The 14476-nt window shown below is 74.2% G+C and carries 14 protein-coding genes; 6 read left to right on the top strand and 8 right to left on the bottom strand.

The genetic code is table 11. The features are described 5' to 3' along the window. Positions 1-8 precede the first annotated feature (8 nt). Both QQZ14_RS02745 and QQZ14_RS02740 read right to left on the bottom strand, forming a co-directional pair. Positions 9-1214, bottom strand: coding sequence for an ArsA family ATPase (locus QQZ14_RS02745; protein ID WP_284532636.1), 1206 nt, complete (start codon positions 1212-1214; stop codon positions 9-11). 28 nt (positions 1215-1242) lie between these two features. Continuing rightward, a complete protein-coding gene (locus tag QQZ14_RS02740) occupies positions 1243-2259 on the bottom strand; it encodes an ArsA-related P-loop ATPase (protein WP_284532635.1) in 1017 nt (338 codons plus the stop codon). Between the two features lie 84 nt (positions 2260-2343). Between QQZ14_RS02740 and QQZ14_RS02735 the strand changes: the two genes are divergently transcribed. Next, positions 2344-3117 (top strand): CoA transferase subunit A, encoded by a 774-nt coding sequence (locus QQZ14_RS02735; protein WP_284532634.1) that lies wholly within the window; start codon positions 2344-2346, stop codon positions 3115-3117. Beyond that, positions 3114-3740, top strand: coding sequence for a CoA transferase subunit B (locus QQZ14_RS02730; RefSeq protein ID WP_284532633.1), 627 nt, complete (start codon positions 3114-3116; stop codon positions 3738-3740). The genes QQZ14_RS02735 and QQZ14_RS02730 overlap by 4 nt, the downstream gene beginning before the upstream one ends. Here QQZ14_RS02730 and QQZ14_RS02725 read toward each other — a convergent pair. Continuing rightward, a complete protein-coding gene (locus tag QQZ14_RS02725) occupies positions 3713-5131 on the bottom strand; it encodes an MFS transporter (RefSeq protein ID WP_284532632.1) in 1419 nt (472 codons plus the stop codon). The two genes, QQZ14_RS02730 and QQZ14_RS02725, sit on opposite strands and share 28 nt — an antisense overlap. A 65-nt stretch (positions 5132-5196) precedes the next feature. Here QQZ14_RS02725 and QQZ14_RS02720 point away from each other — a divergent pair, with 65 nt between their 5' ends. Continuing rightward, complete coding sequence (locus QQZ14_RS02720) at positions 5197-5868, top strand: VOC family protein (protein WP_284532631.1); 672 nt, start codon at positions 5197-5199, stop codon at positions 5866-5868. Here QQZ14_RS02720 and QQZ14_RS02715 read toward each other — a convergent pair. Continuing rightward, positions 5865-6725, bottom strand: a complete 861-nt coding sequence (locus QQZ14_RS02715) for a sigma-70 family RNA polymerase sigma factor (protein ID WP_284532629.1) — start codon at positions 6723-6725, stop codon at positions 5865-5867. The two genes, QQZ14_RS02720 and QQZ14_RS02715, sit on opposite strands and share 4 nt — an antisense overlap. A gap of 262 nt (positions 6726-6987) precedes the next feature. On the opposite strand from QQZ14_RS02715, the gene QQZ14_RS02710 reads away from it, so the two are divergent. The 3 genes from QQZ14_RS02710 to QQZ14_RS02700 all read left to right on the top strand — a co-directional run bounded on the left by QQZ14_RS02710 (position 6988) and on the right by QQZ14_RS02700 (position 9292). Beyond that, entirely contained in the window at positions 6988-7788 is an 801-nt protein-coding gene (locus QQZ14_RS02710; RefSeq protein WP_284532628.1) for a sigma-70 family RNA polymerase sigma factor, read from the top strand. A gap of 28 nt (positions 7789-7816) precedes the next feature. Continuing rightward, entirely contained in the window at positions 7817-8194 is a 378-nt protein-coding gene (locus tag QQZ14_RS02705) for a YdeI/OmpD-associated family protein (RefSeq protein WP_284532627.1), read from the top strand. Positions 8195-8392: 198 nt separating this feature from the next. Continuing rightward, entirely contained in the window at positions 8393-9292 is a 900-nt protein-coding gene (locus QQZ14_RS02700) for a sigma-70 family RNA polymerase sigma factor (protein WP_284532626.1), read from the top strand. 6 nt (positions 9293-9298) lie between these two features. On the opposite strand, the gene QQZ14_RS02695 is transcribed toward QQZ14_RS02700, so the two are convergent. The 4 genes from QQZ14_RS02695 to QQZ14_RS02680 form a co-directional block, all read right to left on the bottom strand. Next, on the bottom strand, positions 9299-11710 hold the full coding sequence (locus QQZ14_RS02695; RefSeq protein WP_284532625.1) for an ABC transporter permease: 2412 nt from the start codon (positions 11708-11710) through the stop codon (positions 9299-9301). Continuing rightward, positions 11707-12474, bottom strand: coding sequence for an ABC transporter ATP-binding protein (locus QQZ14_RS02690; RefSeq protein WP_284532624.1), 768 nt, complete (start codon positions 12472-12474; stop codon positions 11707-11709). The genes QQZ14_RS02695 and QQZ14_RS02690 overlap by 4 nt, the downstream gene beginning before the upstream one ends. Positions 12475-12539: 65 nt before the next feature. Continuing rightward, positions 12540-13250: a response regulator transcription factor gene (locus QQZ14_RS02685; RefSeq protein WP_284532623.1), complete on the bottom strand. Its 711-nt coding sequence runs from the start codon at positions 13248-13250 to the stop codon at positions 12540-12542. After that, positions 13247-14440, bottom strand: a complete 1194-nt coding sequence (locus QQZ14_RS02680) for a sensor histidine kinase (RefSeq protein ID WP_284532622.1) — start codon at positions 14438-14440, stop codon at positions 13247-13249. The genes QQZ14_RS02685 and QQZ14_RS02680 overlap by 4 nt, the downstream gene beginning before the upstream one ends. Between the last annotated feature and the right edge of the window lie 36 nt (positions 14441-14476).

Raw genomic sequence — 14476 nt, 5'->3', positions numbered from 1 at the left:
CGGGGACGCTAGTCCGTCCCCGCCATCAGCTCTCCGACCCGACGCAGTCCGTCGAGGTCGTGGACGTCGCCCGCGAGCGCCGGGACGACCACGGTCGGCACCTGCGGGTGCGCGGCCGCGAACCGGTCGCGCAGCAGCGCCTCGCGCTCGACGATGCGGGTCTGGTCGGCGTGCAGTCGCAGCAGGCCCGCGGTCAGCGACGACGGGTCCTCCTTGCGCAACCGCTCGGACGCCGCCATCGCCTCGTCCGCCGACACGGTGCCGACGGGTGCGGGGCTGGCCCGGTTGACGATCAGGCCGGCCAGCGGCATGTCGTCCTCCTCCAGCCGCTCGACGAAGTACGCCGCCTCGCGCAGCGCGTCCGGCTCCGGGGCCGCCACGACGAGGAACGCCGTACCGTCCGCCTGGAGCAGCTGGAACGTCTTCTGAGCGCGCGCGCGGAAGCCGCCGAAGAGCGTGTCGAACGCCGCGACGAAGGTCTGCATGTCCCGCAGCACCTGCGTGCCCAGGATCCGGTTCAGCGCGCTGGTGATCAGCCCGAGCCCGGCGGTCATCATCCGAGCCGGACCGCGGGCGGGGGTGAGCAGGAGCCGGATGAACCGGCCGTCGAGGAAGCTCGAGAGCCGCTCGGGGGCGTCGAGGAAGTCCAGCGCCGAGCGGGACGGCGGGGTGTCGACGACGATCAGGTCGTAGGTGCCGTCGCGCTTGGCGTCCGCGTGGATCTGCCCGAGCTTCTCCATCGCCATGTACTCCTGGGTGCCGGCGAACGAGCTCGAGAGCGCGATGTAGAAGGGGTTCTCCAGGATCTGGCGCGCCTTCTCGGCGTTGGCCTGGCTCTCGACCACCTCGTCGAAGGTGCGCTTCATGTCGAGCATCATCGCGTCCAGCAGGGGCGCTCCCTTCGACCTCCCGTTGCCCCCGGGGAGCTTGAGGCCCTTGACCGGGCGCGGGGTGTTGTCAAGCGCCTCGATGCCCATCGACTGGGCCAGCCGGCGGGCCGGGTCGATGGTGAGGACGACGACGCGGCGGCCGCGCTCGGCGGCCCGGAGCGCCAGCGCCGCCGACGCCGTGGTCTTGCCGACGCCGCCCGAGCCGCAGCACACGATGATGCCGGTGGACCGGTCGTCGAGCAGTGCGTCGACGTCCAGCGGAGGGGCCGGCTCCGGGTTGGTCGCGAGCGGACCGACACGGGTGCGGGTGCGTGCCTTGGTCATGCGGGGCCCCCGCAGTTGCGTGGGGTGCTCATGCCATCCCCTGCGCCTTGAGGTCGGCGGCCAGCTCGTAGAGCCCGCCCAGGTCGACGCCGCTCGCGAGCCGGGGGAGCTCGACGGTCGGCAGCGCGAGCTCGTCGACCACCTCCCGCTGGGCGTCCTCCAGGGCTCGTCGCTCCGCGTGGTCGCGCGCCTCGGCGGCCAGCCCGGTCGCGAGCGCCCGGCCGCCGCCGACGCCGGCGGCCTCGAGGTCGGCCGCGATCCGGTCCGTGTCCAGGCGGCCGGCGAGCGCCGCGTCGAGGTCCTCGCGCCCGAGGTCGCGGGGCCGCACCTGGTTGACGATCACCGCGCCGACCGGCAGCCGGGCCGCCCGCAGCTCCGCGATCCCGTCGGCCGTCTCCTGCACGGGCATCTCCTCGAGCACGGTGACCAGGTGGACCAGCGTGCGCGGCGACCGGAACAGCGTCATGACGGTGTCGGCCTGGCCCTTGATCGGCCCGACCTTCGCCAGGCCGGCGAGCTCCTCGTTGACGTTGAGGAACTGGGTGATCCGGCCGGTCGGGGGAGCGTCGAGCACGACCGCGTCGTACCGGACCGCGTGGCGGTTGCGGCTGTTGCGCTGGACCGCCTCGAAGACCTTGCCGGTGAGCAGCACGTCACGGACGCCGGGCGCGATCGTGGTGGCGAACTCGATCACCCCGAAGCGGTCCAGCGCCCGGCCGGCGCGGCCGAGCTTGTAGTACATGGCGAGGTACTCCAGCAGCGCCGACTCGGGGTCGATGTGCAGCGCATGCACCACCCCCGGCGCCCGGCCGTCGTGGTGGAGGCCGGTGGCGATCCGGCGCTCCTCGTAGGGCAGTGGGTCGACGTCGAACATCCGGGCGATGCCCTGGCGTCCCTCGACCTCGCAGAGCAGCACCTGCCGCCCCTGGGAGGCCAGCCCGAGCGCGAGGGCCGCCGCGACCGTGGACTTGCCCGTGCCGCCCTTGCCGGTCACGACGTGCAGGCGCACACGGGACCAGTCCGGGGCGTCCTTCGACGAGACCATGGGGCGAGCGTAGATGACGGCCCGGCGACACTAGGATCGACGAGAGCCGGGTCACAGCGTCGTGGCCGGCGAGGAGGAGATGGCGTGGACAAGGTGGTGGGCACGGCCGCGGAGGCCGTCGCGGACATCGCGAGCGGGTCGACCCTGGCCGTCGGCGGGTTCGGGTTGTGCGGGATCCCGTCGGTGCTGATCCAGGCGGTGCTGGACGCCGGCACCGACGATCTCGAGGTCGTGTCGAACAACGCCGGCGTGGACGGCTGGGGGCTCGGGCTGCTGCTCGGTGCCGGCCGGCTCCGGCGGGTGGTGGCGTCGTACGTGGGGGAGAACAAGGAGTTCGCGCGGCAGTACCTGTCGGGTGAGCTGGAGGTGGAGCTGACCCCGCAGGGCACGCTCGCGGAGCGGATGCGGGCGGGCGGCTCCGGCATCCCGGCGTTCTTCACCGCGACCGGCGTCGGCACGCAGGTCGCCGAGGGCGGGCTGCCCTGGCGGTACGACGCCGAGGGCAACGTCGTGAAGTCCTCCCCGCCCAAGCAGACCCAGGTCTTCGAGACCGCCGAGGGCCCGAAGGAGTTCGTGCTCGAGCACGCGGTCGTCGCGGACTTCGGGCTGGTCCGCGCCTGGAAGGGCGACCGCCACGGCAACCTGGTGTTCCGCGACTCCGCGCGCAACTTCAACCCGCTGGCCGCGATGTGCGGCCGGCTCACGATCGCGGAGGTCGAGCACCTGGTCGAGCCGGGTGAGATCGACCCCAACCACGTGCACACCCCGGGCGTGTTCGTGCAGCGCGTCGTGGAGCTGACCCCGGAACAGGCCGCAGACAAGCGGATCGAGCGCAAGACCGTGAGGACCCGAGCATGAGCTGGAGCCGTGAGGAGATGGCGGCCCGGGCCGCCTCGGAGCTGACGGACGGCTCCTACGTCAACCTCGGGATCGGGCTGCCGACCCTGGTGCCCAACTACGTCGGCGACGACGTCGAGCTGGTGCTGCAGTCGGAGAACGGCATCCTCGGTGTGGGTGCCTACCCGTTCGACGGCGAGGAGGACCCCGACCTGATCAACGCGGGCAAGGAGACGGTGACGCTGCGCCGCGGCGCGTCGTTCTTCGACTCCGCCACCTCGTTCGGGATGATCCGCGGCGGCAAGGTCGACGCCGCGATCCTCGGGGCCATGCAGGTGTCCCGGGCCGGTGACATCGCGAACTGGATGATCCCCGGCAAGATGGTCAAGGGCATGGGCGGCGCGATGGACCTGGTCCACGGTGCCAAGCGGGTGATCGTGCTGATGGAGCACGTCGCCAAGGACGGCAGCTACAAGATCGTCGAGGAGTGCTCGTTGCCCTACACCGGCCGCGGTGTCGTGCAGCGGATCATCACGGACCTGGCGGTCATCGACGTCACCCCGGAGGGACTGCGCCTGGTCGAGCTCGCGCCGGGCGTCACCGAGGACGAGGTGCGTCAGCAGACCGAGCCGGTGCTGATCTGACCGGCCTGACCTGCTTGGCCTGACCTGCTGTGGCCTGATCGGTCCTGGCCGGTCCGGGCGGCGGCGAGCGCCGCCAGCACCCCGAGCGCGACGGCCAGCACGAAGACCGACAGGAACGGGTCGGCGCCCGCCCGCTCGGAGGCGGCGAAGGCGATCCCCGACGCCGAGAGCGCGAGCGCGCCGCCGAGCGAGTCTGCGACCGACAGTGCCGAGGAGTTGAATCCTCGGTCGCGTTCGGTGGACGCGGCCAGCATCGCCACGCTCGTGCGGGGGTAGCCCAGGCCCATCCCGGCGCCGGCGACGACGTACGCCGCCACCGCGAGGGCAGGGTGCGCAGCGGCTCCGACGACGACGACCAGCCCGACCGTGCCACCGGCCAGCAGCCCGGTTCCCGCGCTCATCGCGGCGACGTGCGAGAGCCGCTCGCCCAGACGCGACTGCACCTGGCTGGCAGCGGCCCAGACCACGCCGACCCCGGTCAGGGCCAGGCCGGCGCGGCCCGCGGAGAGGCCCCAGTGGTCCTGGAGCACGAACACGATGTAGGCCTCCGCACAGAAGAACGAGGCGCTCATCAGCCCACGGGTGGCGATCACGGCGGGCAGCCCGCGCCGGGCGACGAGGGCGCCCGGCGGCAGCAGCCGCCGCAGTGCGGCCAGCACGGCACCGAGGGCCACGACGGCGACCAGGGCGACCGCGCCCCGAGCGGACCCGACGAGCTCGACGACCAGCACTGCGACACCGCCGACCGCGGCCCACGCCAGCCGGGAGCGCGCCGGGGTCACCTCCCCGGGCGCCGGTGCCGCGAGCCCGCGCAGCGAGGGCGCGACCAGGCTCGCTGCCGCGGCCGCCAGGGCGGTGGCGCCGAGGAACACCCAGCGCCAGCCGACCGCGTGAGCCACGGCGGCGGCCAACGCGGGACCGAACAGCGACGGCAGCACCCACGCGGCCGCGAAGCTCGCGAACACCGCGGGCTGCAGCTGGGCGGGGAAGATCGCCCCGACCAGGACGTAGAGGCCGACGGTCAGCGCACCGCCGCCGAGCCCTTGGACGACCCTGCCGGCGACCAGGATCTCCATCGTCGGGGCCGTGCCGCAGACCACCAACCCGAGCGTGAACAGGGTGAGCGAGGCCAGCAACGGCACTGCCGGGCCACGCCGGTCGCTCCAGGCGCCGGCGGCGACCATGCCGACCACACCACTGGCCAGCGGTGCGCCGAAGGACAGGGCGTAGAGCGAGACGCCGTCCAGCTCGCGCGCGACGGACGGCATCACGGTCGTCACCGCGAGCGCCTCGAAGGCCACCAGCGCGCACAGCGCGAACATGCCGATCGTGGTGGCGGCGTACGCCGGAGACAGCAGCCGATCGCGAGTCCTGGTCGGTGGTGCGGTCACGAGCCGACGTTACTGGGCCCGCGGCCCGGTCCCGATCCCGCCCAGGGTGCCGCCATGATGTCCTGGTGAGCGAACGCCCCGCGTCCTTCAAGGACCTCTGCATCGACGCCGTCGACCCGGTCCGACTGGGACACTTCTGGGCCGCGGCCCTCGACCTCGAGCTCCAGCAGCGCGACGACGGGATGGTGCTGCTGACCGGGCCGACCGAGCGGGACACGGTGTGGCTCAACCGGGTGCCCGAGCCGGTGACGGTCAAGCAGCGGGTGCACCTCGACGTGCACGCGGCGGCGGTCGAGGACGTGCTCGACCTCGGGGCGACCCCGGTGGACCTGGAGAGCTTCCGCTGGAAGGTGCTGCGCGACCCCGAGGGCGGCGAGCTGTGCGTCTTCGAGCGCGAGCAGGTGCCCGCGCGCCGGCTCTACGAGGTGGTCGTCGATGCCGCCGACCCGGCGCGGCTCGCGCAGTGGTGGGCCGAGCTGGTCGGCGGACGGTGGTCCGCCGACGAGGAGCACGGCTGGGCGGGGGTCGAGGAGATCCCGGGGGCGCCGTTCGACTACCTGGTCTTCGTGCCGGTCCCCGAGCCCAAGACCGTCAAGAACCGCATCCACTGGGACGTCGACGCGGTGGACGTGGAGCTGCTCGTCGATCGCGGAGCACGGGTGCTGCGCGCGCCGGACGACGAGATCTCGTGGACGGTGCTGGCCGACCCCGAGGGCAACGAGTTCTGCGCCTTCTAGGCGGTCGAGCTGAGGCTCTCGCGAGCGCGCGGGTTCGCGAGGGTACGTCGGGCCGCGTAGCTGGCGGCGACGGCGCTGGTGTAGGCCAGGCGCCGGCGGGCGGCGACACCGTCGGGGTTGGGGTGCGGCTGCGCCAGGTGCGGGTCGAAGGCCTCGGCGAGCGCGTCGCGCAGCAGCACCAGCGCCTCGGCGCGGAGCTGGGAGATCCGGGACTCGGTGACGCCGAGCTCCGCGGCGAGCTCGGCCATCGGCCGCTCCTCGAGGAAGTAGCCGCGGACCACGTGCTGGAGACGCTCGGGCAGGGCCTCGACCGCGGCGGCGAGGTACTGCGTGCGCTCCTCGCGCAGGACGGCGTCCTCGGGACCGATCCCACGACCGGCGAGCTGCTCGATGAAGCCGGCGTTGGGTCCGGCGTCCAGCGGGACGACGACCGCCCGGGCGACCTCGGAGTCGGCGCGGCAGACGTCCTCGGGGCGCAGCCCGAGGGCCTCGGCGACCGCGGCGTCGTCGGGGAACGCGCCGAGGGCGGCGGCCAGCCTGGTTCGCGCCGCCTCGATCTCGCGAGCGCGCCGGCGCACCGACCGTGATGCCCAGTCGACCGATCGCAGCTCGTCGACCAGGGCGCCCCGGATGCGAGTGCTCGCGTAGCCCGCGAACGGCACGCCTCGGTCGGGGTCGAAGGCGCGAGCGGCCTGCACGAGTGCCAGCAGACCGGCGGAGTGGAGGTCGTTGCGGTCCATGTAGGACGGCACCCGCGCCATCGTCTCGCGGACCAGGTGCGCCACGAGGGGCACGTGCTGGACCGCGAGCTGGTCGCGTTCGGAGATCGACAACGAGGTCGTCGTGCTGGCATTCACGGGAGTAGTGACTCACGACCGGACGGATTGTGACGACAAATCGACAGGATTTGACCCCTCCGGGTGGCAGGCGGGTCGATAACGTTTTCCAACTGGCTAGAGAGGCCAACCCGTTCGTGCCAGCAAGGCAATGGTCCCCCTGGCCCGAACGGACTAGGCGGTCCTAGTCCGTACGAGGAGCCCGCAGACTTTTACCTTCGAAAACGGGCATTTCTCCCCTGTCTTTTTGTGGGAAACGGCCCGTTTATGCATCACTTGGGGAGTGACGATCGACACCCCGAGCTCCTGGTCGGCCGCCGAGCGAGACCGGCTGGCGGTCCAGCACGTCCCCCTGGTGGCGCACCTCGTGCGCGAGACGATGGCGCGGGTGCCGTCGTCTGCGGATCGCAACGACCTGCTGGCCGCCGGCCTGGTCGCGCTCCTCGCCGCGGCGCGCGACGCCGGCCCGGCGGGGTCGGCTCGGTTCGCGGAGCACGCCTCGGTCCGGGTACGCGGCGCCCTGGTCGACGAGCTGCGGTCGGTGGACTGGGCGGTCCGGGCCGCGTGCCCGCGGGACGCGTCCGCCGCCCGGCTCCGCCTCGACACCGTGCTCGCCCTCTTCCCCGACGCCGTGGACCTGGCCGCCGCCCTGGGACTCTCGGTCGGCGACGGTGCAGCCGCCGGGCGACACGCGGATCGCGTGGTCGAGGTCGACCGCCGCGGACGTCACGAGCGCGTGCAGTGCCTCGTCGTCGCCGTCGAGGAGCTCCCGGAGCGGCTGCGGCACGTGGCGCGCGGCTACTTCCTCGAGCAGCGCCCGATGGCGGAGCTGGCCGCGGAGGTCGGCGCCAGCGAGGCCTGCGCGGAGCAGTTGCGCACCGAGGCCCTGGTCCTCCTGCGCGATGCGCTGGCCACGGCGATGAGCGCCGCGCCCGTCGGGCCCGCCGACACCGGGGAGGGCGGCGACCACGAGCGCCCCCATGCCCGGCGGCGGACGGCGTACACGCGGCTGGTCGCCCAGCAGTACGCCGCCCGTCGGGCGCGCACCGCCGCGTCGCGCGAGCGGCTCGAACGGTCCGCCTGACCCTGCAGGCGCGGGCATGATGGCCGGCATGCCCAGGTCTGCACCGAAGCCCGAGCTCGACGAGCTGCTCGTGCCGGACGCCGCCGCGTGGCGCGCGTGGCTGCGGGAGCACCACGACCGATCCCCGGGTGTCTGGCTGGTGCTGACCAAGAAGGGCCGCGCGGTCACGGCTCTCACCTATGAGGAGGCCGTCGAGGAGTCGCTGTGCTTCGGGTGGATCGACAGCCAGGCGCGCCGCCGGGACGAGCAGACCCGCTGCCTGAGGATGACGCCCCGGGGCGCGCGGAGCCCGTGGTCGTCCTCGAACGTGGAACGGGTGGCCCGTCTCAAGGCCGCGGGCCGGATGGAGCCCGCCGGGCGGGCCGCCGTCGCGGCGGCTCAGACCGACGGCCGCTGGCCGGCGTGACCCCAGGCGTGATCTCGGCCTGACGCAGTCCGGCTGCGCAGGTGGTCGGTGCGTGACCGGCACAACAGGTCTAGCCGACCTCAAGACGCGCGTGCTGCTCGCCGAATGGGGAGGTGACAACAGCGCCGCGACTCCCGCAGGCCAGGTGGAACCACGGGACCCAGGCACGACGCACATCTCTCGAGGAGACAGCGCCCCATGACCGACCCCGAGGTCTACGAGCCCCGCACGTTCGCCGAGCCGGCTGAGGACTCCCTGCGGCCGGGGCCGTTCCCCGATGCGGACCGTCTCGCCGTCGAGAACCTCCCCCTCGTCGCGCACCTGGTGCGCGAGACGATGGCGCGGGTGCCGGCCCACGTGGACCGCAACGACCTGCGCTCCGCCGGCCTGGTCGCCCTGGTGACCGCGGCCCGCTCCTACGACCCGGCACGGGGCGTGCCGTTCGTGCGGTACGCCATGCCCCGGATCCGCGGTGCGATGGTCGACGAGCTCCGCGCGGTCGACTGGGCGTCGCGCTCGGTGCGCCGCCGGAGCCGTGAGATCGAGGAGGCCCGCGCCCGGTTGGCGGCGACGATGGGGGAGTTCCCCGACGACGGCGCGGTGGCCGCGGCGCTCGGGCTGAGCCACGACGAGGTGACGAGGGCCGACTCCGAGGTCTCCCGGGCGATGGTGCTCCCCCTGGACGCCGGAGCCCAGCAGGGCCTGGCCGACCTGCTCCCGGGTCGCGACGCGGGTCCGGCCGAGCACGCCGAGCACCTCGAGCGGGTCCGCTACCTCGCCGACGCGGTCGACGAGCTGCCGTCGCGCATGCAGCGCGTGGTCCGCGGCTACTTCCTCGAGGAGCTGCCGATGGCCGAGCTCGCCGCGGAGCTCGGCGTCACCGAGTCCCGGATCTCCCAGCTCCGCGCCGAGGCGCTGGTGCTGCTGCGCGACGCGCTCGCCGAGAGCTTCGACCCGCACCTGGCGCAGCCGCACCCGAACCCGACCGGTGTCGCCGCCCGCCGGCGCCTGGCCTACACCAGCGCCGTCGCGGCGCGGTACGCCGCCCGGCGCTCGCTCCCGAAGCGCGTCCGTCGCGACCTCGAGTCCACGGCCTGAGACCACTCAGTCCAGACTGAGGCCCGCAGCCGGGGTCGTCCGGGCGGCCCGGCGCGCGGGCACCAGTGAGGACGCCAGCCCCGCAGCCGCGGCGACCAGCACCACGACCGTCAGCTGACCCCACGGCAGCACCATGGGCGCTTCGTCGACGGCGGCCTTCACCAGCGCCTGCAGGCTCACCCAGGCGAACGTCGCCCCGATGGCGATGCCGAGGACGGTCGCGACCACCGACAGCAGCAGGGCCTCGGTCGCGAGCGTGGCCCGCAGCTGGCGCCGGGTCAGGCCGAGCGCGCGCAGCAGCGCGTTCTCACGGCCCCGTTCGAGCACCGAGAGGCCGAGCGTGTTGCCGATGCCGATCAACGCGATGACCACCGCGATGCCGAGCAGGGCGACGACGGTGCCGGTGAGGATGTCGAGCTGCAGGTTCACCCAGGACCGGGTGGCCAGGTTGTCCGCCAGGTCGGCATCCGCCGGCTGGGCGAGGGCGTCCAGGTCGCCGGCGAGGTCCTCCGCGTCGGCGCCCGGCTCGGCGCGGACCCACACTGCGCGAGTCGTGGCGTCCGAGGTCAGCCGGCTCAGGGTCGCGGTGGCCACGATCGCGCCGTCGCCCCAGCCGGAGCCGGTCCGCACCCGCAGCGTGACCTCTCCGCCGGTGCCGGCGAGCGTCACACGGCCGCCCTCGTCGAGTCCCTCGCCCTGGGGCAACCAGATCTGACCGGGACGCACCCCGGCCACGCCCGCCGAGCCGTGGACGACCTCGCCTGCATCGACCGCCGCGACCACCGGCAGCGTGCCCGCACCGGGGACGTGCAGCGGCGCGCCCTCGAGCCCCACCGCTGCGGCGACCCCGGTCACCCCGCGGACCTTGTCGAGGAGGTCGGCGGGCAGCGGCTCGTCGGTCGCGGTCAGGGCCAGGTCGATCGGGTAGTCGCGGTCCAGGTCCTTGTCGACGGCGCTGCGTGAGCTGGCCAGCCCGGTGAGCACGGCGGTCGTCAACGTGACGCCGACCAGGAGCGCCGACGTGGTGGCCGCCGTCCGGCGCGGGTTGCGTACGGCGTTCTCCGCGGCGAGCCGCGCGGGCGCGCCGGCGAGCCGTCCGGCGGCCCCGCCCAGCACCCGGATCAGCGCGGGCACCAGCACCGGTCCCAGCAGGAGCACGCCGCTGAAGGACGTGATCCCACCGAGCACCATGGCGAGCACGCTGTTGCCGGAGATCGACTGGGCGAGCAGGGCGGCGCCCAGCACGACCGCGGCCAGCCCGCCGGCGATCCGGATCCGGCCGGAGCGGGTGCGGACGCTGGTCGCGTCGTCGGGCCGCAGCGCCGCCAAGGGGTTGAGCGAGGTCACCCGGCGGGTCGGCAGCCACGCGGCGACGACCGTGACGAGCACCCCGGTGACGAACGCGGCGACGTACCAGCGCAGCGAGGGCGTCGGCAGGCCCATCGACCCGCTGGGCAGCAGCGCCCGGGCGGCCGCCACCAGTGCGTAGCCGACTGCGGTGCCGGCGACCAGCCCGACGAGCGCGGAGGCGACGCCGATCGCCAGCGCCTCGATGCGCACCGAGCGCAGCACCTGCCGGCGGGTCGCGCCGACGCAGCGCAGCAGGGCGAAGTCGCGGGCCCGCTGGGCGAACAGGATCGAGAACGTGTTGGCGACCACCAGCACGGAGACGAACAGGGCGATCGCGGCGAAGACCAGCAGCAGGATCGCGAGCACGTTGACCTGGTTGGTGAGGTCGGCCTGGCGGTCCTCGACGAACGCGTCACGGGACTGGACGGTCGCGTCCTCGGGCAGCCGGTCGGCCAGCGACGACGAGCCGCTGCCGGCGTACGCGACCGAGTCGACCCACAGGTCGCCGGCGAACCGCTGCAGGTCGGACCAGGTGAGATAGAGGTCGGCGCCGACGCTCGCCGACGGGGTGTCGACCAGCCCCACCAGCGTGGCCTCGACGGCGTGGTTGCCGGTGCCGATCCGGACCGCATCGCCCACGGCGACACCGTCGCCCTTGACCGCGTTGGCGTCCGCGACCACCTCGCCCGGGCGCTCGGGGAAGCGGCCGGCGCGCAGCTCCTGCCAGCGCAGGTCCGGGCCGTCGGCGACTGCCCCGACGTCGACGGCCTCGCCGAGGAGCCGGTCGCCGACCCGTACGTGCTGCACGGTCCACCCCAGGAACGAGGCATGGTCGCCCCGGTCCGCGGCCTGCTGGAGGATCCCGGCCGCCTGGTCGCCGTCGATGCCCGTCACGACGACATCGGCGTCGCGGTAGGGCACCTCCACCCCGGCCACGAGCCCGTTGCGGGCGGCCGAGGACAGCAGGCTCGTCACCACGATGAACGCCACGCCGATCACGACGGCGACCGAGGCCGCGACGTACCGCCGGGTGTGGACCCGCAGGGACGCGGCCAGCACCGTCCTCATCGGGTCGGCTCCGCGCGCAGCACCGCGACCAGCTGGTCGGTGGACGGGTCGACCAGGTGGGCGCGGATCCGGCCGTCGGCGATCACGAGGACGTCGTCGGCGTACGCGGCCGCGTCGAGCTCGTGGGTCACCATCACGACGGTCTGGCCGAGCTCGCGCACCGAGCGGCGCAGGAACCCGAGGACCTCGGCCGAGGCCTCGCTGTCGAGGTTGCCGGTCGGCTCGTCGGCGAACACGATGTCGGGCTGGGCGACCAGGGCGCGTGCGATCGCGACCCGCTGCTGCTGGCCGCCGGAGAGCTCCGCGGGGCGGTGGCCCAGGCGGTCGCCGAGGCCGAGCACCTCCACGACCAGGGCGTACCGCTCGCGGGCGGCGGCGTCGACCCGGCGGCCGGCGAGCTCGAGAGGGAGCAGGATGTTCTGCCCCGCGGTCAGCATCGGCAGCAGGTTGAAGGACTGGAACACGAAGCCGACGTGGTCGCGGCGGAAGATCGTCAGCGCGGTGTCGTCCATGCTCTCGAGCGCGCGGCCGGCGACCGACACCGTCCCGGAGGTGGGGACGTCGAGGCCGGCGAGGCAGTGCATGAGCGTGGACTTGCCCGAGCCCGACGGGCCCATGATCGCGGTGAACCGGCCGCTCGGCAGGTCGAGGTCGACGCCGCGCAGGGCGTGGACGGCGGCGTCGCTGCGACCGTAGACGCGGGTGAGGCCGCGGGCGCTCGCCGCGAGGCCGGTGGTGATGGGGCTGGGCTCGGTGATCGTCATGTCTCGACGATCCCGTCGAGGGGGGTGCAGGGTCGTCAGCCCGGGGAACCGACCCGACGTACGACTCAGGGACTACGGACCAGGCCGGTCTCGTACGCCAGGACCACCAGCTGGACCCGGTCGCGGGACCCGGTCTTGGCGAGCAGCCGGCTCACGTGGGTCTTGACCGTCGCCTCGGCGACCACCAGGTCGGCGGCAATCTCGGAGTTGGAGCGGCCGCGGCCGACCTCGACGAGCACCTCGCGCTCCCGGTCGGTGAGCGCCGTCAGGCGGTCGTCGGCCGACGGCCCCGCGTCCGGGTCGGGCAGCGTGGCGGCGAAGTGGTCGAGCAGGCGGCGGGTGGTGCTGGGGGCGACGACCGAGTCGCCGGCGTGCACGGTGCGGATCGCCGACAGCAGGTCCTCGGGCGGGGCGTCCTTGAGGAGGAACGCCGCGGCGCCGGCCCTGATCGCGGCGAAGGCGTACTCGTCGAGGTCGAACGTCGTCAGCACGATCACCCGCGGCACCTCGCCGCGGCCGGTGATCGCCCGGGTCGCCTCGACGCCGTCGAGCCGCGGCATCCGCACGTCCATCAGCACCACGTCGGCACGGGTGACCGCCAGCCGCTGCACCGCCTCGGCGCCGTCGCCGGCCTCCCCGACCACCGTGAGGTCGGGCTGGCTCTCCACGAGCATCCGGAACCCGCCGCGCACCATCTGCTGGTCGTCGACGAGGAAGACCCGGATCGGCCCGGGGCTGGGCCCGTGGCTGGGCTCGTGGCTGGGCTCGGGGCTCACAGGGGCAGCCTCGCAGCCACCCGGAAGCCGCCTCCCGGGCGGGGGGCGGCCTCGACTGTGCCGCCGTGCACGGTGACCCGCTCGCGCATGCCGGCCAGGCCGAGTCCCCGACCGTCGGAGGGTGCGGCCGCGCCGCGCCCGTCGTCCTCGACGAGCACCTCGATCCCGGTGCCGTCGGCGACCCGGACCTCCACGCGGACGGCCACCTCGGGACCGGCGTGCTTGCGGACGTTGGTGAGCGCCTCCTGGACGACGCGGTACGTCGTGAGCGCGACGCCGTCGGGCACGCCGCTGACGTCCGCCGGGAAGGTCGCGTCGACGTGTGCCCCGGCGGCGCCGGCCTCCGCGACGAGCGCGTCGAGGTCGGCCAGCCCCGGCTGGGGACGCAGGGCCGTCCCGTTCGCGTCGGGGTCGGAGCGCAGCAGTCCCAGCATCCGGCGCATCTCGGTGAGCGACGCGCGGCCGGTCGCCGAGATCGCCTCGAGGGCCGCGGCGGCCGCGGCGGGGTCCCGCCCGGCGGCGTACCGCGCCCCGTCGGCCTGGACCACGATCACCGACAGCCCGTGGGCGACCACGTCGTGCATCTCGCGGGCGATGCGGGCACGCTCGTCGGAGGCGGCGAGCGCGACCTGCTGGGCCGCCTCGCGCTCGATCCGCCGGCCGCGCTCGACCACGGCGTCGACGTACGCCCGCCGGACCCGGCCCAGGGTGCCGAGCGCCCACGCGGCGACCACGATCATCGCGACCGTGAGGAAGTAGGAGCCGACGGTGCCGACGGTCAGCTCCGCCTTCAGCCCGCGCAGCCAGTCGACGGCCGCGACGGCCGCCCCGCAGAGGCCCGCGGCGAGCGCGAGGAGGCCCCGGACCGCCGGGGCGTAGCGGGCGACGGAGTACGTCGCGACCGCGAACGCGACCTGGCTCCACAGGGGGTTGTCGATGACCAGCGCCTGCGCCGCGCTCGCCACCGCGACCGCCGCGAACACCAGCTGCGGGTGGCGCCGGCGCCAGAACAGCGGCAGCAGCTGGGCCACCGCGAGGACGGTGGACACCCAGCCGAGGCCGAGCACGGGGAACGCCGCCACCGGGGCCAGCAGGGCGACGCCGAGCGCGACGTCGAACCACACCTGGCCGCGCGGGCCGAGTCGCCACGGCTGGCGCTCCGCGGCGGGCTCGGGGGACACGGTGGTCACGAGTGCGACCCTAGTGCGGCGCTCGGCCGCCGGCGT

The sequence above is a fragment of the Nocardioides sp. T2.26MG-1 genome (genome assembly GCF_950101795.1).
Taxonomy (GTDB): Bacteria; Actinomycetota; Actinomycetes; order Propionibacteriales; family Nocardioidaceae; genus Nocardioides.
This window is presented reverse-complemented; position numbering and strand designations above follow the sequence as displayed.

What these genes read in the sequence shown, in the direction of transcription:
- QQZ14_RS02745 (WP_284532636.1), bottom strand. Translation starts at nt 1,214, where the DNA reads ATGACCAAGGCACGCACCCGCACCCGTGTCGGTCCGCTCGCGACCAAC.
- QQZ14_RS02740 (WP_284532635.1), bottom strand. Translation starts at nt 2,259, where the DNA reads ATGGTCTCGTCGAAGGACGCCCCGGACTGGTCCCGTGTGCGCCTGCAC.
- QQZ14_RS02730 (WP_284532633.1), top strand. Translation starts at nt 3,114, where the DNA reads ATGAGCTGGAGCCGTGAGGAGATGGCGGCCCGGGCCGCCTCGGAGCTG.
- QQZ14_RS02705 (WP_284532627.1), top strand. Translation starts at nt 7,817, where the DNA reads ATGCCCAGGTCTGCACCGAAGCCCGAGCTCGACGAGCTGCTCGTGCCG.
- QQZ14_RS02700 (WP_284532626.1), top strand. Translation starts at nt 8,393, where the DNA reads ATGACCGACCCCGAGGTCTACGAGCCCCGCACGTTCGCCGAGCCGGCT.
- QQZ14_RS02695 (WP_284532625.1), bottom strand. Translation starts at nt 11,710, where the DNA reads ATGAGGACGGTGCTGGCCGCGTCCCTGCGGGTCCACACCCGGCGGTAC.
- QQZ14_RS02690 (WP_284532624.1), bottom strand. Translation starts at nt 12,474, where the DNA reads ATGACGATCACCGAGCCCAGCCCCATCACCACCGGCCTCGCGGCGAGC.